The sequence below is a fragment of the Bacteroides sp. HMSC067B03 genome (genome assembly GCF_001811315.1).
GTDB classification, from domain to species: domain Bacteria; phylum Bacteroidota; class Bacteroidia; order Bacteroidales; family Bacteroidaceae; genus Bacteroides; species Bacteroides faecis.
This window is the reverse complement of sequence record NZ_KV804412.1, coordinates 46337-65100: the sequence shown is the minus strand read 5'-3', so window position 1 is coordinate 65100 and position 18764 is coordinate 46337. Positions and strand designations below refer to the sequence as shown.

The following is an 18764-nucleotide window of genomic DNA, read 5'->3' as shown; positions in this document are numbered from 1 at the left end:
GGATAACGGTTTACGGTTTGATAATTAGTGTTTTGTGAATTTTTCGGCAACCATCCGGTAAGTTGGTATGTCGATACCTTGCTCCTCGGCTGCTGCAATCATGTCAAACAGCAAACCTTGTATTTCCGATTCATGTCCCCGTGCCAGATCCTTTTGCATGGAAGCGGTACTGTCGGGATCGAGTTTATCAATGACTTTCAAATTGTAGCTGACCGGATCTTCGGGAAATTCGACTCCTAGCTTACGTCCCAGTGCAGCACTCTCGGTAGAAAGCCCGATGAATGTATCCCGTACTTTTCCCTGTTTCTGCACCTCGCCCATCGGTACGTCGTAGTAGGCTCCGGTGACAGCCATTGCCGAGATAAACGACCACTTGACAAATGTATCCCGATTGATGTCCGGAGAGATTTCAGCCTTGATTCCACTTTCCTGAAGATCTTTCTGAATAGCTTCCAGAACGCCCGGAGCTACCTGTGTCCCTTTGTGGGCACCATACACCAGCCGGAAGATTTTTCCCATCTGGGTTATTTCTCCCGCACCGGAAACAAAGCCTACAATGTAGATACATCCATCCAGTACGGTTACCTCCGGAACCAGGCGCTGAATGCGCGGACCGGTTCCGTAAACATTCAGGATAGGGATAACGACCGTCTTGTCGTGTGATGCCCTTTTGATGAGTTCGGTAATCGAATCGACGGAATATCCTTTCACGCAGACAAAGATCACGTCTGCTTTTCCATTGAATTCTTCTGCATTCATAGCAGGGATAGCCAGCGCATGCTCTCCCTTTAAATCTGATTTCAGTTTCAGGCCGTTTGTCTGTATGGCCTGCAGATGAGCTCCGCGGGCAATACAAGTAACATCTTTTCCGGCAAGTGACAAGAATCCTGCGATACTGCCACCGACGCCTCCGGTTCCTGCAATGAGATATTTCATAATTTAATGAAGAATTAAGAATGAAGAATTATGAATGAAGAAAAGTGACCGGTGGAGTTTCTGCCTGATACTAAATTCATCATTTTTAGTTCTTCATTCTTCATTTATTATTATACGTTGAAGCGGAAGTGCATGATGTCGCCATCCTGTACTACATATTCTTTTCCTTCCACACCCAGTTTCCCGGCTTCCTTGACGGCTGCTTCCGAACCGTATTGGATATAATCATCGTATTTGATTACTTCTGCACGGATAAATCCTTTTTCGAAGTCAGTATGGATTACACCTGCACATTGCGGAGCTTTCCATCCTTTCTCATAAGTCCATGCACGTACTTCCTGTACGCCCGCTGTGAAGTAGGTTTCGAGGTTCAGCAGCTTGTAAGCTGATTTGATAAGACGTGCAACACCCGATTCTTCCAGGCCTACTTCGGCAAGGAACATCTGGCGGTCTTCGTATGTTTCCAGTTCTGCGATGTCTGCTTCGGTTTTTGCAGCGACAACGAGGATTTCTGCGTTTTCATCCTTTACAGCTTCACGAACCATGTCTACGTATTTGTTGCCGTTTACGGCACTTGCTTCGTCTACGTTGCAGACGTACATTACCGGTTTGCTGGTCAACAGGAAAAGTTCGTGAGCGATTTTCTGCTCGTCTTTTGTTTCAAAGGTCACGGTACGTGCGGATTTTCCTTGTTCCAGAGCATCCTTGTATTGCACGAGTACGTCATAAGCTTGTTTGGCAGCTTTGTCTCCACCTGTCTGAGCTTGTTTTTGTACTTTCTGTATACGGCTTTCGATTGTTTCCAGGTCTTTCAGCTGAAGTTCATAGTCGATAATTTCCTTATCGCGGACGGGGTTTACGCTTCCGTCTACGTGTGTCACGTTATCATCGTCGAAGCAACGAAGTACATGGATGATTGCGTCTGTTTCGCGGATATTGGCAAGGAACTTGTTTCCCAGTCCTTCGCCTTTGCTTGCACCTTTCACCAGTCCGGCGATGTCTACGATTTCTACTGTTGTAGGAACAATTCGTTGGGGGTGTACCAACTCTGCCAGTGCGTTCAGACGTTCATCGGGAACGGTGATAACACCTACATTCGGTTCGATTGTACAGAAGGGGAAGTTTGCCGCTTGCGCTTTTGCGTTTGACAAACAGTTGAAAAGTGTCGATTTACCTACATTCGGAAGTCCGACAATACCACATTGCAATGCCATATTAATCTATTATTTCTTTTATTATGATCCATACATGTGAGCAATGGGTTGGCACTAATCTCCCGATAAAAACAGTCCTGATTGCCAACTTGCTCATTTTAGTTTGCAAAGATAATCATTTTTTGAGCTAATGAGGGAAACTTGGTATACTTTCTGTCTTTTTCTGATAATTGTGCAGGCTTGGAAAAAGGTCTGGAGCAAATTGACAAAATGAATTTTTAATCTCTTTAGAAGGTCCTTTTTCTGCCTGGCGGCAGGAACGGATGGAAATAAAGGAATGAAAATCTGTATTTCGTTCATAAATAGGGTGGTATATGAATCTTTACAATTCTAATAATTCGGTATTCATACCTTTCCTGTCAAATGGGGTAGCTTGACTTGTTGGATACCGTTAGCTGACATGCAGAACATTAATGGCTGACATGTCAGGTAGCCTTACTCAACGTGTCAGTCATTAATGTGCTGCAAGTTGGATATATATATTCTGCATGTCAGATAACAACACTTTTGCATAATCTTCCATTCAAACGGGACAGATATACAGATCATCTGTATATTCATGCATTGCCTTATTTCCCCGAAGGCTGGTTTGCTCGTTTTTAAAAATGCATCTGTCAGCAGAATCGTCAATATGGTGCCATTAGTCTTCTTATTCTTCGGTTTTTCTCTCTACTCGAAAATGATTAAGGATAAGGTGAAGGTCCAGTATCTATTCGATAAAGGGGTTAGGAAGCTGTAAAGTCTAGTACTTGGCTTGATACTTCTTATAAAAGATTAGGAACAAGGTAAATCCGATCAGCGCAAACGGAACACCTGTCAAGGCAGGATAGCGATAGCCACCACTAACTGCAAGTCCTCCTGCATAAGCACCGATAGCATTTCCCAAATTGAACGCAACTTGTACGCAGGCAGCTCCCAACATCTCTCCACCTTTAGCTACCCGGATAATCAATAGTTGCTCCGGACTGGAGACAGCAAACAGTCCTGCTGTACAGAGGCACATCAGTAGAGCAGCCGCCCATTTGTAAGGAGAGAGGAAGAAGATAAGCAGCAGCATCAGACAGATAAGTGCTTGTGCAGCAGTACCTACCTTTCCGGGAGAGTAACGGTCAGAGAGTCGTCCACTGATCAGATTGCCCATGACCATACCGAATCCGGCAAGAATCATCAGAGGGGTGATGCTTTCGGCAGAGAAACCGGAAACATTTGTCAACATGGGATTAATATAGCTGTACCAGCAGAATACACCGCCATTTCCCAATGCCGTAGCACCGAGAATCAGCCAAGGAGCCGGAGTTTTGAGAAAGCGGAACTGTCCTTTGAAGCCGGTATCTTTCAGTCCTTCTACATGAGGAACCCATCGCCAGATATAATACAGAATGACGATTCCCCAAAGACCTACCAGCAGGAAGGTAGCACGCCACGAAAGCATGGTGCTTAAAGAAGTTCCCAATGGTACACCGAATAGGTTGGCAATGGTCATTCCGGCAATCATGATGGAGACAGCTTCCGAGCTTTTACCTTTATCGGCAAGTCTTTCTGCCACAATAGAACCTACTCCGAAATAGGCTCCATGAGGAAGTCCGGAGATGAATCGGGAAATAAGCAGCATCCAGTAACTAGGTGATAAGGCTGCACAGATATTACCTATCATAATCAGGGTGACTAATACCAGCAATATATGTTTTAATGGATACTTCCGGGCCAATGTTAATACGGGGGCACCTACACAAACCCCCAATGCATAGGCGGAAATAAAATGCCCGGCAGTAGGGATACTTATCTGTAAATCTCTCGCTACATTGGGCAGTATACCCATCATCACAAACTCTGCGATACCCAATCCGAGGGTACCGAATGCCAATGCAATAAGACTCTTCTTCATACGAAACTTAACCTAATACCTGTTACTTTTTTTACCTTACTTTATTTAAAAGTGACTTTTATCGGAGCGCAAAGGTAAAACAAAATATCTCAGGGTGAGTTCGCCATGAAAGATTTTGATTTAAATCAATTTATACGGTTTAGAGGTAGGACGGATATATGGAGTTATCCACTAATAGCTCAATCCGGGAGAAAGGAAAAGGGAGTCAGTTCAATGAGTAGTCCGATTAAATACAATGACTTTAAACCGCTTTTTTGAGGATTTTATAAGAGATTATTTACAAATATTCTTTAAATATCAGATAGTTAATAATTTCTTTATAGCCGGGCTCTTAATAATTTGTCGGATACTTCATATCTGTTTTATCCTGGTGTGACCAGATTTATGGCCATTATTAGAAATGTAATTATTGCAAATATAATAATTATCCTCCGTCTGTTTTTTAATGGCCTCATTTATCATAATAATTGTAAGAAAGGCTTGAGGTTTCTGAAAGACTTTTATCTTTGCAGTAATAATATGCATAGACTATGAGAAAGATTGTTTTGATTTTCGTGACAGTTGTCCTTCCCTGTTTGCTTTGTGCAAGAAATGATGATAAGAGTACCGACGCGTTGCTTCGTCAGATTGATGGTATCATTAAGAACCGCCAGACTTACGGAGCAGAGAAGGAAGCTCGTATTGCTGACCTGAAGAAACTACTTTCGGAAGCAACTTCCGATGAACAGCGTTATGGGTTTTGTGGCAGGCTCTTCGATGAATATCGGGCCTATAATCTGGATTCTTCTTATGTATATGCACAAAAAAAGCAGAATCTGGCTTCTCATATGGGAAAACAAGATTATCTGGATGATTCCGCGATGAATATGGCAGAGGTAATGGGAACAACCGGAATGTATAAAGAAGCTCTGGAGCAGCTGGGGCAGATAGACAAGAAGACATTGCCCGATTATCTGTATTCCTATTACTATCATTTATATCGTACCATCTATGGACTGATGGGAGACTATGCCGTCACGGAAAAAGAAAAGAAGGCATATTACCGGATGACAGACCTGTATCGGGACTCTCTTTTGCAGATAAATGCTTCCGATTCTTTGGGGCACGTATTAGTCATGGCTGATAAATGTATAGTCCATGCCCAATATGATGAAGCAATTCGTATGCTGATGGATTATTACGGAAGACCTTCGATGGATGAACACTCCAAAGCTATGATTACTTACACCCTTTCAGAAGGATATCGCCTGAAGGGAGATAAAAAAGGGCAAAAGCACTATCTGGCTCTTTCGGCTATTGCCGATTTGAAATCGGCGGTGAAAGAATATGTATCTCTTCGGAAACTGGCCTCTCTTGTCTATGAGGACGGAGATATAGACCGCGCTTATAATTATCTGAAGTGCTCGTTAGAAGATGCTACTCTTTGCAATGCCCGTCTGCGTACATTAGAAATCTCTCAGGTGTTCCCTATCATCGATCAGGCCTACCAACTGAAAGCGAAGCGGCAGCAACAGGAAATGAAGATATCGCTGATCTGTATTAGCTTGCTTTCTATCTTTTTGCTGGTAGCTGTCTTCTTTGTTTATAAACAGATGAAGAAAGTGGCGGCAGCCCGTCGTGAAGTGCTTGACACCAATACACTGTTGCAAGAGCTGAATGAAGAACTTCATCACTCCAATTCACAACTGAAAGAGATGAACCATACGCTTTCAGAAACGAACTATATCAAAGAAGAGTATATCGGGCGATATATGGACCAATGTTCTACATACCTCGACAAAATGGATTTGTACCGTCGCTCTCTGAATAAGATTGCGGCTGCTGGTAAGGTTGAAGAACTCTATAAAGCAATCAAATCCTCCCAATTCCTCGAAGAAGAATTGAAAGAGTTCTATGCTAATTTCGATATGACCTTCCTGCAGCTCTTCCCCAACTTCGTGGAAGAATTCAATGCTCTGCTCGTTGAGCCGATGCAACCTAAGGCGGGAGAACTATTAAATACCGAGCTTCGTATCTTTGCTCTTATCCGGCTGGGGATTACGGATAGTACGAAGATTGCCCAATTCCTGCGTTATTCTGTTACTACCATCTACAATTACCGGACGCGTGTCCGTAATAAAGCACTTGGCGAACGAGATGAGTTTGAGGCTAAAGTGATGAAAATAGGTAAGGTAGAAGAGAAGGTTGCGGAGACGGAAGAGAAAGCCGCCCGCCCGGAATAGAGAAAATGAAGGGAAAAGTGAAAACCGGTAAGACGAAAAAGTAAGAAAACCACTACTTTTTTAGCATAATTGTTATTCTATAATAATCTTATTATTAATGGTTTATACTGTATGTTACTGTATAAATCACTATATTTTTGCTATCTCTCAAAAGAAGCGGGTTTAATTGTGGATACTTTTGTTTCAGCGAGAACAAATAGTAATCCTAATATTAACTTTAAATTATTGTACATGAAACAGAGCATGAAGTCGAAAGGCTTTGAACGCCGCCTCTTATTAATAATGTGGGGCTTGTTCCTATCTCTTAGTGCATTTGCACAACAGATTACAGTAAAAGGACATGTGGCAGACGCCGCAGGTGAGCCGGTTATCGGTGCCAGCGTGATAGAAGGGAAATCCACGAATGGTACGATTACCGATATAGACGGTAACTTCTCATTAAGTGTTTCAGCCAACAGCACACTGACTGTCTCTTTTGTCGGCTATAAGACGCAAACCATTTCGGTGAACGGGAAAACCTCGTTGAAAGTAACTTTGCAGGAAGATACGGAAGTATTGGATGAAGTAGTTGTAATAGGTTACGGAACAATGAAAAAGAGCGATTTGACCGGTGCCGTGTCTTCTGTCGGGGTGAAAGATATCAAAGACTCTCCGGTAGCCAATATCGGTCAGGCGATGCAAGGCAAGGTATCCGGTGTACAGATTATCGATGCCGGTAAGCCGGGTGACAATGTTACCATTAAAATCCGTGGCTTGGGAACGATCAATAACAGTAACCCTTTGATTGTCATCGACGGAATCCCTACCGACTTGGGATTGTCTTCTCTGAACATGGCTGATGTAGAGCGGGTAGACGTATTGAAAGATGCTTCGGCAACGGCTATCTACGGTTCGCGTGGTGCAAATGGTGTAGTGATGATTACCAGCAAACGTGGTGCAGAAGGTGCGGGAAAGGTAACGGTAAATGCAAACTGGGCGGTTCAGAATGCAACCAAGGTGCCCGATATGCTGAATGCCGCTCAATATGCTGCCCTGAGCAATGATATGCTGTCTAATAATGATGATAATACAAACCCTTACTGGGCAGACCCTTCTTTATTGGGAGCAGGAACGAACTGGCTGGATGAGATGCTGCGCACGGGAGTGAAACAAAGTTACTCTGTGAGCTACTCCGGCGGTACGGAGAAGGCTCATTACTATGTATCCGGTGGTTTCCTCGATCAGTCCGGTATCGTAGAAAGCGTTAATTACCGTCGTTTCAATTTCCAGGCCAACAGCGATGCTCAGGTCAATAAGTGGCTGAAGTTCACGACTAACCTGACGTTCAGTACCGATGTGAAAGAAGGTGGATCTTACAGTATCGGAGATGCAATGAAAGCACTTCCCACCCAGCCGGTGAAGAATGAAGACGGCAGTTGGAGCGGTCCCGGGCAGGAGGCGCAATGGTACGGAAGTATTCGCAACCCGATCGGTACACTGCACATGATGACCAATGAGACCAAAGGATATAACTTTCTGGCAAATATTACCGGAGAGATCACCTTTACCAAATGGCTGAAGCTGAAAAGTACCTTCGGTTATGATGCCAAATTCTGGTTTGCCGACAACTTTACTCCGGCTTATAACTGGAAACCGAACCCGGTAGAAGAATCCTCCCGCTATAAAAGCGATAACAAGTCGTTCACCTATTTGTGGGACAATTATTTTGTATTCGATCATACTTTCGCCCGGAAACATCGTGTGGGTGTCATGGCTGGTTCTTCTGCTCAATGGAACAACTACGACTATCTGAATGCTCAAAAGAATATCTTCATGTTTGATAATATCCACGAGATGGACAACGGCGAGAAGATGTACAGTCTCGGCGGTAGCCAGAGTGACTGGGCACTGCTTTCTCTGATGGCACGTCTCAACTATTCTTACGAAGATAAATACCTGCTCACAGCCACTGTACGTCGTGACGGTTCTTCCCGTTTCGGCAAGAACAACCGTTGGGGAACTTTCCCTTCCGTCTCTCTGGCATGGCGCATTTCTCAGGAAGACTGGTTTCCGAAAGACAACAACTTCCTGATGAACGATCTCAAACTACGCATCGGATACGGTGTGACCGGTAATCAGGAAATCGGTAACTACGGTTTTGTTGCTTCCTATAATACGGGAGTCTATCCTTTCGGCAACAATAATTCTACCGCTTTGGTATCGACCACCCTTTCCAATCCGAATATTCATTGGGAAGAAGTGCGCCAGACCAACTTCGGTGTAGATATGAGCCTGTTCAACTCACGTGTCAACCTTTCGCTGGATGCATATATCAAGAAGACAACCGATATGTTGGTGAAAGCTTCCATTCCTATCACTTCCGGCTTTGAAGATACTACCGAAACCTTCACTAATGCCGGCAAGATGCGTAATAAGGGAGTGGAAATGACCCTGCGTACCATCAATATGAAAGGTCTTTTCTCTTGGGAATCTGCTTTGACGGCTACCTATAACAAGAACGAAATTCTGGACTTGAACAGTGAGACCCCGATGTTTATCAATCAGATGGGCAACTCCTACGTGACTATGCTCAGAGCCGGTTATCCGATTAATGTATTCTATGGATATGTGACTGACGGGCTTTTCCAGAACTGGGATGAGGTAAACCGCCACGCTACCCAGCCGGGAGCCGCTCCGGGTGATATCCGTTTCCGGGACTTGAATAACGACGGAGTCATCAACGATGAAGACCGTACCGTAATCGGCAATCCGAACCCGAACTGGTTCTTCTCTCTGACCAACAATTTTTCTTATAAGGGATGGGAACTCTCTGTTTTCCTGCAAGGTGTATCGGGTAATAAAATTTATAATGCCAACAATGTAGACAACGAAGGAATGGCAGCCGCTTACAACCAGACCACAGCCGTATTGAACCGCTGGACAGGCGAAGGAACTAGCAACTCCATGCCCCGCGCTATCTGGGGAGACCCGAATCAGAACTGCCGTGTATCCGACAGATTTGTAGAAAACGGTTCATACCTCCGTCTGAAGAACATTACACTTTCGTATACACTGCCCAAAAAGTGGATGCAAAAGATTCAGCTGGAAAATGCCCGCATCTCCTTCTCTTGCGAGAATGTGGCCACTATTACCGGATATTCCGGCTTCGACCCGGAAGTTGACGTCAATGGTATCGACAGCAGCCGCTACCCGATTTCACGTACATTCAGCATGGGTTTGAACTTTAACTTTTAAATCAGGAGGAAGAATATGAAAAAGATAACAACTTTGGTGATGATGTTTGCCATGCTGGCATTGACATCATGCAACGATTTCTTAGATAAATATCCTAAATATGGAGTCGATCCCGAATCGGAAGTAACGAACGAGATTGCTGTGGCACTGACCACTGCCTGCTATAAGACTCTCCAGTCGTCCAATATGTACAACCAGCGTATATGGAGCCTCGATATCATTGCGGGCAACAGTGAGGTAGGTGCCGGAGGGGGAACCGACGGACTGGAAACTGTTCAGGCTTCCAACTTCATAGCCCAGAGCGATAATGGCTTTGCCTTGTACGTATGGCGCTCTCCGTGGGTAGGTATCGGACGTTGCAACATCGTACTTTCCAATCTGCCTTCGGCTGCTGTCTCTGATGAGATAAAGACCCGTTGCATGGGTGAAGCGTATTTCCTGCGTGCACATTATTATTATATTCTGGTGCGTCTGTATGGAGGTGTACCTTTGCGCCTGCAACCGTTTGAACCGGGAGAATCTACGGATATTGCCCGTAATACGGTAGATGAGGTATATGCCCAGATTCTTTCCGACTGTAAGAATGCAGTGGCGATGCTTCCTCCGAAGAGCAGTTATGGAGACAGCGACAGAGGACGTGCCTGCAAAGAAGCCGCAATGGCCATGCTGGCGGATATTTACCTGACACTTGCTCCTAACCATCGCGAATACTATGATGAAGTCGTGACTCTATGCAATGACATTGCCGCGATGGGATATGATCTGACTCAATGCAATTATGCCGATAACTTCGATGCTACCATCAACAATGGTGCGGAATCCCTTTTCGAAGTACAATACTCCGGAAGCACGGAATATGACTTCTGGGGCGGTGATAACCAGTCATCCTGGCTGTCGACTTTCATGGGACCTCGTAATTCAAGTCTGGTAGCCGGTGCTTATGGATGGAACCTGCCTACAGAAGAGTTCTTCAAGCAATACGAAGACGGTGATTTACGGAAAGACATAACTGTATTGTATCAGGGCTGTCCCGCTTTTGACGGCATGGAGTACAGACGTTCCTGGTCGAATACAGGTTATAATGTGCGCAAGTTCCTTGTGTCGAAGACCGTCTCTCCGGAGTATAATACCAACCCCAACAACTTCGTAGTATACCGCTATGCGGATGTCCTGCTGAAGAAAGCGGAAGCATTGAACGAACAGGGACATCCCGAACTGGCTGCCGGACCTCTGAACATCGTTCGTCAGCGTGCCGGGCTGGCAGATGTGCCGACTACCCTGACCCAGACCGAAATGAGGGAGAAGATTATTCATGAGCGCCGGATGGAGCTAGCTTTTGAAGGACACCGCTGGTTTGATATGATCCGTATTGATAATGGAAACTATGCGCTGACATTCCTGAAATCCATCGGTAAGAATAATGTGACCAAAGAACGCCTCCTGCTGCCTATTCCGCAGACAGAGATGGACTCCAATCATCTGATGACTCAGAATCCCGGTTATTAATCTGTTTTATAATCATTCATTTAGATCAATAATATGATGAAGAAATATATATATCAGTTGTTATGCTCTCTTTTCATCGGCGGAACCATGGTTGCCTGTGCCGAGGATTATATGGAGACAGATAAAGGACATGATACCCTTACCCTTTCGGTGAATCAGCAGGAGCTGGTGTTGAACGAGAAGAACCATAGTCAGGAAGCGCTTGCCCTTTCGTGGACTACCGGAACGAATTACGGAAGCGATAACCGCATCTCTTATACGCTGGAACTGGCTGAGGCAGGAACAGACTTTGCCAATGCTTACTCAGTAGATTTGGGCACAGGAACGTACCAGTGGACAAAGAAAGTAGAAGAACTTAACCAGTTTCTGAATACGCAGCTTGGTATCGGCTATGCAGTGAAAGCAGAGCTGGAAGCACGTATCACAGCTGTCGTTGCCGGAATGGAAGATCAGAAGCAGAGTGCAACGGCTGCCTTCACGGTGACTACTTACCAGCCGGTTACTACCACACTTTACTTGATTGGCGACGCTACTCCGAAAGGATGGAGTGCCGACGAAGCGACGGCAATGGAGCGTACGGACAACGGACAGTTTACGTGGACCGGAAAACTGACAGCCGGATCGTTTAAGTTTATAACGACTTTGGGAGACTTCCTGCCGTCATACAACCGTGACGCCAGTGCCGGAGAAGCGCTCAAACTAACCTACCGCACATCAGGCGACCAGCCGGACGAACCGTTCACAATGAGTGAAGAAGGAACGTACATTGTAAAAGTAGACCTGCTCGACTTGTCGCTGACTCTTACCGAAACGGAAGCCATCGGCTGGAGATTTGAAGAATTTTTCATTGTCGGCTCGTTTACCGGTGACAATGGCTGGGGATTTGAAGCACTGTCCAAAGATGCCGTTCAGATGGATTTGTTCCATTATGGAGCTGTCATCCCCTGGAAAGCAGACGGAGAATTTAAATTCGCTTCTGTGGCAGACTTCGGCCAGTCGGATGCCTTCTTTCATCCTGCTACAGCAAATGCTCCGTACACTTCGACATCCGTAGTACTCGGAGGCGAGGATAATAAATGGCAAATGAAGGAAACCGAATGCGGCAAACCTTATAAAGTACTGTTCTACACAGGCAAAGGAAAAGAAAAGATGCTGATGCGTCCGTTCACTCCTTACGAAGGACTGTATCTGGTAGGTGAGGCAACTCCGAACGGATGGAGCCTGGACAATGCTACCCCGATGACGAAGAGTGCCGACAGTCCTTACGTCTTCACATGGAGCGGTACGCTGAAAGCCGGTGAGATGAAGATTTCATGCGATAAGCAGTCCGACTGGGGCGGAGACTGGTTTATGGCGGATAAGAATGGCAAGACTCCGACGGGTGAGGTGGAAACAGCCTTGTTCGTCACCAAGTCTGACGCAGAGTTGAGCAGCATGTATCCGGATGCGGACTTGGGTGGTCTGGATAATAAGTGGAATATTCAGGAAGCTGGTTCTTATCGGATTACGATTGACCAGTTGAAAGAGACGATCTCGATTGTGAAACAATAAAACAAGAATTCAAGATGAAGAAAATAATATACTTGGCAGCTGCTTTCCTGTGCATGGCTTGCAGTGATGATCATGAGTCGGACCAGCAGCATGGAGGAGCTTCGGGAAGTGTGACCGAAGTGACTCCGGTAACATCGGACTTAAGTGTCGGCCTGTCGACGGATAAGGCTTTCTATAAACCGGGAGAAAAGGTGGTATTTACAGCAGACAACGCTCTGCCTGCCGGAACCAAAGTACGTTATCGCCTTTCGGGTGAAACGGTCGGAGAGGAGTCGGTAAACGGTACCGGCTGGACGTGGCAGCCGCCTGCCACCGATTTCAAAGGATACATGGCAGAGGTTTACCGTCAGGAAAATGGCACGGATGTGATAGTCGGCACGATTGCGGTAGATGTATCCAGTGACCCGGCACGTTTCCCGCGCTACGGTTTTGTCGCTGATTTCAGTCAGGAGAAGACAACTGCGAAGACGCAGGAAGAGATGGCATATCTGAACCGTCACCATATCAACTGGGTGCAGTTTCAGGACTGGCACAATAAGCACCACTGGCCGTTGGGCGGCACACGCACGCAGTTGGACGAGGTATATATGGACATTGCTAACCGTGAGGTTTATACAAGTTCGGTGAAGAACTACATTGAAGCACAACACCGTTTCGGTATGAAATCCATGTTCTACAATCTTTGTTTCGGAGCCTTGAAAGATGCTGCCGCGGATGGAGTAAAGGAAGAATGGTACTTGTTTAAGGATGCTTCTCATACCACTAAGGACAGTCACGACCTGCCGGGCGGATGGAAAAGTAATATCTATCTGGTAGACCCTTCCAACAAGGAATGGCAGGAATATCTTGCCGAAAGGAATGACGATGTGTATGCTAATTTCGCCTTCGACGGTTATCAGATAGACCAGTTGGGAAGACGCGGTACTCTTTACGATTACAGCGGTACTCCTGTCAACCTGCGCGAGGGATACGCCTCTTTTATAGAAGCGATGAAGCAGGTTCATCCGGACAAGAGTCTGGTGATGAACGCAGTCAGCCGTTACGGTGCCCGCCAGATAGGGGAGAGCGGCAAAGTCGATTTCTTCTATAATGAAGTATGGGCGGATGAGGCCGACTTTACCAATCTGAAAGCTATTCTTTATGAGAATGGAGTATATGGTAACTACCGGTTGAATACGGTTTTTGCAGCCTACATGAATTATAACAAGGCAGATAACCGGGGAGAGTTTAATACGCCGGGTATCTTGCTGACGGATGCCGTAATGTTTGCTTTGGGTGGTTCGCACCTCGAACTAGGAGGCGATCATATGCTGTGCAAGGAATATTTCCCGAATGAGAACCTGACCATGAGCGAAGAGCTGAAAACGGCGATGGTTCATTACTACGACTTCCTGACGTCGTATCAGAATCTGCTTCGCGACGGAGGAACAGAGAACAGCATCACCATGAACTGTACCAACGGCGAAATGAAGTTGAATGTATGGCCTCCCCAACAAGGGTCGGTCACTACCTATGCCAAACAGGTGGGCGACAAGCAGGTGATACATCTCCTTAACTTCTCGCAAGCGAACAGCCTGAGCTGGAGAGACGTGGACGGCACTATGCCGGAACCGGCTTTGATTACGAAAGCGGCTTTGCAGATGAATCTGCCGGCAAAGGTGAACAAGCTGTGGGTAGCATCGCCGGATGTACACGGGGGAGCTTTGCAGGAGCTGGCTTTTACACAAGAGAACGGAGTCGTTTCTTTCACTTTGCCTTCTCTGAAATATTGGACCATGATTGTAGCTGAATAAGGTGGCTGAGACAGAATGAATAAAATGACAGGTATGAAGATTAGATACAGGTTTTGGGTGTGGGCACTGTGCCTGATGTTTCCAACGCTGGTATGGGCGGAAAATGCGGTACGTACATGCACCTCTTTTACACAGCAAGGGCGCCGGGTGACTTTTCACCTGGCGGACAGCGCTGCGTTGCAGTTGCAGCTTTGCAGCCCTTCGGTAGTCAAGGTCTGGTTTTCGCCGGACGGAACACTGCAACGGAAAAATGCTTCCTTCGCAGTGATCAACGAAGAGCTGGAAGACGTGGGAACAGTACATGTGGATGAGCAGGCAGCCTGCTACGAGATTTTCACGGCGAAATTGCGTATCCGCGTGAATAAGTCTCCGTTGAGTTTGCAGATATTCGATAAGTATCAGAAGCTTTTGTTCAGCGACTATGCTGACAAAGGACACGTGAACGAGGGGACAAAGAAAGTGGAATATAAGGTACTCCGCCGAGACGAGCACTTCTTCGGACTCGGAGAGAAAACGGGGAAGATGGACCGCAGAGGTGAGTCTTATAAGATGTGGAACAGCGACAAGCCCTGCTACAGTGTAGTGGAAGACCCGCTCTACAAAAGTATTCCTTTCTTTATGAGTAGCTACCGGTATGGTATTTTTCTGGATAATACGTATAAGACAGAGTTCAAGTTCGGTACCGAGAGCCGTGACTACTATAGCTTCGAAGCACCGGATGGCGAAATGATTTATTATTTCATCTTCGGAAAAGATTATAAAGAAATCATCGGTCAGTATGCCGGCTTGACGGGCAAACCCATTATGCCTCCGAAATGGGCACTGGGCTTTGCTCAGTGCCGGGGACTGCTTACCAGCGAGAAACTGAGCCGTGAGATAGCCGAAGGATACCGTCAGCGCGGAATCCCTTGCGATATCATCTATCAGGACATCGGCTGGACAGAACATCTGCAGGACTTCGAGTGGCGGAAAGGAAACTACACGGACCCGAAGAAAATGCTGTCCGACCTGAAAGAAATGGGATTTAAAGTCGTGGTATCACAAGACCCGGTCATTTCACAAGCCAACAAGAAGCAGTGGGAAGAAGCCGACCGTCTGGGTTACTTTGTGAAAGACAGTACCGACGGCAAGAGTTACGACATGCCCTGGCCCTGGGGAGGCAACTGCGGAGTAGTGGACTTTACCTTGCCCGCCGTAGCCGACTGGTGGGGAGCATATCAGCAGAAGCCTATTGATGACGGCATCTCCGGCTTCTGGACGGATATGGGCGAACCGGCATGGAGCAATGAGGAGCAGACCGAACGCCTTGTGATGAAACATCATCTGGGCATGCACGATGAAATCCATAACGTCTACGGACTGACCTGGGACAAGGTAGTGAAAGAACAATTTGAAAAGCGTAACCCCGACCGTCGTGTTTTTCAGATGACCCGTGCCGCTTATGCGGGCTTGCAGCGCTATACGTTTGGCTGGACAGGCGATTGCGGCAATGGTGACGATGTTTCGCAGGGATGGGGGCAACTGGCCAATCAGATTCCGGTGATTCTTTCTGCCGGACTGGGATTAATTCCGTTTACCACCTGTGACATTACCGGGTATTGCGGAGACATTGAAGACTATCCCGCTATGGCGGAACTTTATACCCGCTGGATACAGTTCGGCGCATTCAATCCTCTGAGCCGCATTCATCATGAGGGCGACAACCCGGTAGAACCCTGGCTCTTCGGACCGGAAGCGGAAAAGAACGCAAAGGCAGCCATCGAACTGAAATACCGCTTGCTGCCTTATATTTATACGTATGCCCGCGAAGCTCACGACACAGGTTTACCGATCATGCGTCCGCTCTTCATGGAGTATCCGATGGACATGGAGACTTTCTCTACCGATGCCCAGTTCCTTTTTGGACAGGAACTGCTGGTGGCTCCCGTAGTGAAGAAAGGGGCGCGTACAAAGAACGTCTACTTGCCCGAAGGTACCTGGATTGATTATAACAACCGGAAGACGACTTACATCGGAGAGCAGTGGACTACCGTAGAGGCTCCGTTGTCCAGCATTCCGATGTTTGTAAAGCAAGGTTCTGTTATCCCGACTATGCCGGTGATGAACTATACGCATGAGAAGCCTGTCTATCCTTTAATCTTTGAAGTTTTCCCGGCGGCAAAGGGAGAAGAGGCTTCGTTTACTTTGTACGAAGATGAAGGAGAAAATCTCGGTTACCAGCGGGATGAATTTGCCAAAACTCCCGTTCGCTTCCGGACGGATGAGGACGGTTATCATCTTTCGGTTGGTGCCCGTGAAGGGAAAGGCTATACAGTGCCCGGTCCCCGGAACTTTGTTTTCCGCATCTATCTGAAGACAGCTCCCAAAGGAGTGACCGTTCAGGGTACGAAAGTAAAGAAAGTGAAGCCGGAACGTTTGGAAGAGAATATGGATAGTGATACCGAAAGCTTAGTGTGGAGCTGGGATAAGGAGACTGGCATTTGCAGTCTTCGTATGCCGGATCGGGGGGAAGAGAGTCAGATTTCCCTGCATATATAGTCTGGATTCGGCTCACTTTTTGTAAGTGTAAAAGTAAAAAGTATCTGCCGTCTGTACCAGAACGCTCATAAGTAGTTAGCTTATAGTGATTGGTTGCAGGACGGCAGATACTCTTGTTTTTGTTTCCCGGCTTGAAACACTTAGTTTCATTGCTTGAAACACTTTGTTCCAAGCAATGAAACTAAGTGTTTCAACGGTTGAAACTAATCATGAAATTACTAGCTTGTTTCTTTGCGATAGTTTGCTTCAGTGGACCTGACTTCAGTAGACCGTAGCTTTTATCTTAGTTGATAAATTCGTAGCCTTTGAGTTGGTATCTCTTGATCTTGCAACCTTTCGTTCTCGTCAGCTTTACCTTTCCTTTAACCGCATTCAAGGTGACTTGATTGAACTGTCCTTTTTGGAAATCATAGCTTATACCGTCATCCTCGAAAAGCTGGCAGGTAGCGGTCGGAGTACCATACACTTTGCAGTTCAGGTTGAATACGGTTTGTGCATCTACATAGGGAACAGGCTCGGCAAGAGGCAACAGTGTTCCCTGACGTACGTAGAGTGGCAATTGATTGAGTTCGGTTGTAATCTCATATTCACGGTTGCCTTCATACTTTTCGTTGGTATTGAAGTTATACCAGGTTCCTTCCGGGAAGTAGACTTTCCGTGCTTTCTTATTCTCATACAGGGGAGCCGCCATCAGTCCGTCGCCGATCATGTATTGGTCGCTGATCGTGCGCAGGCGTTCATCCTTCGGGAAATCCATCAGCAGCGGGCGGAAAGGAGGCGTTCCTTCTTGCTGGTATGTGTGGAAAGCTGCATAAAGATAAGGAATCAACTCCATGCGCAGGTTGATCAGCGTGCGGGCATATTCCTCATATTGCTTTGCTTCCGGCAGGAACTCGCCCCGTTCGTTCTTTCCACGGTCGAATTGCAGCCAGGGGGCATATTGCAGATACCATGCGTTCACCATTGCTTGTGGAGAAAGAATCACCGTTTGCAGGCGATGGAAGAAATCTTCGGCAGAGTGAGCTTCGCGTACTTCGGGACACCACAACAGCCCTCCGAATGCGGAGTTGCAGAGTGCCTGAATGTATTCTTTGGGATCGTATGTGTCACTGTAGAGCACGGCGCTGCGTGAAGACATAAACATGCCGGACGAACGGTAATCCTGATAAGTACGGGTGTTCTTGGCACGGTAGATGCTGTCCATCGCGTTTACGTAGAGAGAACCGAATACCTGGTGCATCTGTTCACCGTCGATACCCGAAGGGAATTGCGCCAAATCCGGGAAGCACCATGTGGCAGAGGCGAATGAGATATTCGAGTTGTCACATTCGTCCAGTTTGAAGCCGGAGATACCTTCATCTATCAGTGTGCGGTGGTAGTCGGTGAATATCTTGTGTGCCTCCGGTTTGATAAAGTCAGGTACCAGTCCGTTCCATACGAGGAAGTCGCCTGAGTAAGGTTCCAGTGCCTTCCGGATGGGGGAGCTGGGGTGTACGTAGGCGTGTTCCCACAGGTTGACCTTGTATCCTTTCTCTTGGAGCCGGGTCAGCATTTCTTTGTGCTGCGGGAATCGGTCTTTGCTCCAGATGTAAGAGCAGGAATAAGTGGCTGTCTGCCATCCCGGTTCGAGTCCTAATACGTCACACGGGATATTGTTGTTGCGGAAGTAATCGGCAAAACGCATCACGGAGTCCTGCGTAGCATCTCCTTTCACACGGTATTTGAATCCGAGTCCCCACATCGGAGGGAGACATCCTCCGCCGGAGAGAAGATTGTATCTCTTCACTACGTCCAGCACTTCCGGTCCGGTGATGACGAATACTTCGATACCTTTTGCACCGGGGACATCGATAAATATTTTGTTTCCGTTGCTCCTGTTCTTATA

Annotated in this window: 10 protein-coding genes; 6 read left to right on the top strand and 4 right to left on the bottom strand. The window is 46.7% G+C overall.

The window, feature by feature from the left end; translation table 11 throughout:
* Positions 1–24: 24 nt before the first annotated feature.
* From HMPREF2794_RS19240 to araJ, 3 genes are all read right to left on the bottom strand, one after another.
* The gene (locus tag HMPREF2794_RS19240; protein ID WP_010535889.1) at positions 25–936 is read right to left on the bottom strand and encodes a ketopantoate reductase family protein; all 912 of its coding nucleotides are present in this window, start codon (positions 934–936) and stop codon (positions 25–27) included.
* Between the two features lie 110 nt (positions 937–1046).
* On the bottom strand, positions 1047–2150 hold the full coding sequence (gene ychF, locus HMPREF2794_RS19235) for a redox-regulated ATPase YchF (RefSeq protein WP_010535888.1): 1104 nt from the start codon (positions 2148–2150) through the stop codon (positions 1047–1049).
* A gap of 742 nt (positions 2151–2892) precedes the next feature.
* A complete protein-coding gene (gene araJ, locus HMPREF2794_RS19220) occupies positions 2893–4035 on the bottom strand; it encodes an MFS transporter AraJ (RefSeq protein WP_070752260.1) in 1143 nt (380 codons plus the stop codon).
* A gap of 530 nt (positions 4036–4565) precedes the next feature.
* Here araJ and HMPREF2794_RS19215 point away from each other — a divergent pair.
* The 6 genes from HMPREF2794_RS19215 to HMPREF2794_RS19190 all read left to right on the top strand — a co-directional run bounded on the left by HMPREF2794_RS19215 (position 4566) and on the right by HMPREF2794_RS19190 (position 16879).
* On the top strand, positions 4566–6257 hold the full coding sequence (locus tag HMPREF2794_RS19215) for a DUF6377 domain-containing protein (RefSeq protein ID WP_070752258.1): 1692 nt from the start codon (positions 4566–4568) through the stop codon (positions 6255–6257).
* A gap of 231 nt (positions 6258–6488) precedes the next feature.
* A complete protein-coding gene (locus tag HMPREF2794_RS19210; protein ID WP_070752485.1) occupies positions 6489–9491 on the top strand; it encodes a SusC/RagA family TonB-linked outer membrane protein in 3003 nt (1000 codons plus the stop codon).
* A gap of 42 nt (positions 9492–9533) precedes the next feature.
* Positions 9534–10997 carry a RagB/SusD family nutrient uptake outer membrane protein gene (locus tag HMPREF2794_RS19205; RefSeq protein ID WP_371441490.1) on the top strand — a complete coding sequence of 488 codons (1464 nt, stop codon included), beginning with the start codon at positions 9534–9536 and terminating at the stop codon, positions 10995–10997.
* Between the two features lie 36 nt (positions 10998–11033).
* A complete protein-coding gene (locus HMPREF2794_RS19200) occupies positions 11034–12548 on the top strand; it encodes a SusE domain-containing protein (RefSeq protein ID WP_029425143.1) in 1515 nt (504 codons plus the stop codon).
* A 14-nt stretch (positions 12549–12562) separates the two neighbouring features.
* Entirely contained in the window at positions 12563–14341 is a 1779-nt protein-coding gene (locus HMPREF2794_RS19195) for an endo-dextranase (protein ID WP_010535881.1), read from the top strand.
* A 24-nt stretch (positions 14342–14365) separates the two neighbouring features.
* Positions 14366–16879 (top strand): glycoside hydrolase family 31 protein, encoded by a 2514-nt coding sequence (locus HMPREF2794_RS19190; RefSeq protein WP_032836618.1) that lies wholly within the window; start codon positions 14366–14368, stop codon positions 16877–16879.
* A gap of 283 nt (positions 16880–17162) precedes the next feature.
* Here the strand turns inward: HMPREF2794_RS19190 and HMPREF2794_RS19185 are convergent.
* A partial coding sequence (locus HMPREF2794_RS19185; RefSeq protein ID WP_070752256.1) for a glycoside hydrolase family 31 protein occupies positions 17163–18764 on the bottom strand: 1602 nt, incomplete at its 5' end.

What these genes read in the sequence shown, in the direction of transcription:
- HMPREF2794_RS19240 (WP_010535889.1), bottom strand. Translation starts at nt 936, where the DNA reads ATGAAATATCTCATTGCAGGAACCGGAGGCGTCGGTGGCAGTATCGCA.
- ychF (WP_010535888.1), bottom strand. Translation starts at nt 2,150, where the DNA reads ATGGCATTGCAATGTGGTATTGTCGGACTTCCGAATGTAGGTAAATCG.
- araJ (WP_070752260.1), bottom strand. Translation starts at nt 4,035, where the DNA reads ATGAAGAAGAGTCTTATTGCATTGGCATTCGGTACCCTCGGATTGGGT.
- HMPREF2794_RS19215 (WP_070752258.1), top strand. Translation starts at nt 4,566, where the DNA reads ATGAGAAAGATTGTTTTGATTTTCGTGACAGTTGTCCTTCCCTGTTTG.
- HMPREF2794_RS19210 (WP_070752485.1), top strand. Translation starts at nt 6,489, where the DNA reads ATGAAACAGAGCATGAAGTCGAAAGGCTTTGAACGCCGCCTCTTATTA.
- HMPREF2794_RS19205 (WP_371441490.1), top strand. Translation starts at nt 9,534, where the DNA reads ATGTTTGCCATGCTGGCATTGACATCATGCAACGATTTCTTAGATAAA.
- HMPREF2794_RS19200 (WP_029425143.1), top strand. Translation starts at nt 11,034, where the DNA reads ATGAAGAAATATATATATCAGTTGTTATGCTCTCTTTTCATCGGCGGA.
- HMPREF2794_RS19195 (WP_010535881.1), top strand. Translation starts at nt 12,563, where the DNA reads ATGAAGAAAATAATATACTTGGCAGCTGCTTTCCTGTGCATGGCTTGC.
- HMPREF2794_RS19190 (WP_032836618.1), top strand. Translation starts at nt 14,366, where the DNA reads ATGACAGGTATGAAGATTAGATACAGGTTTTGGGTGTGGGCACTGTGC.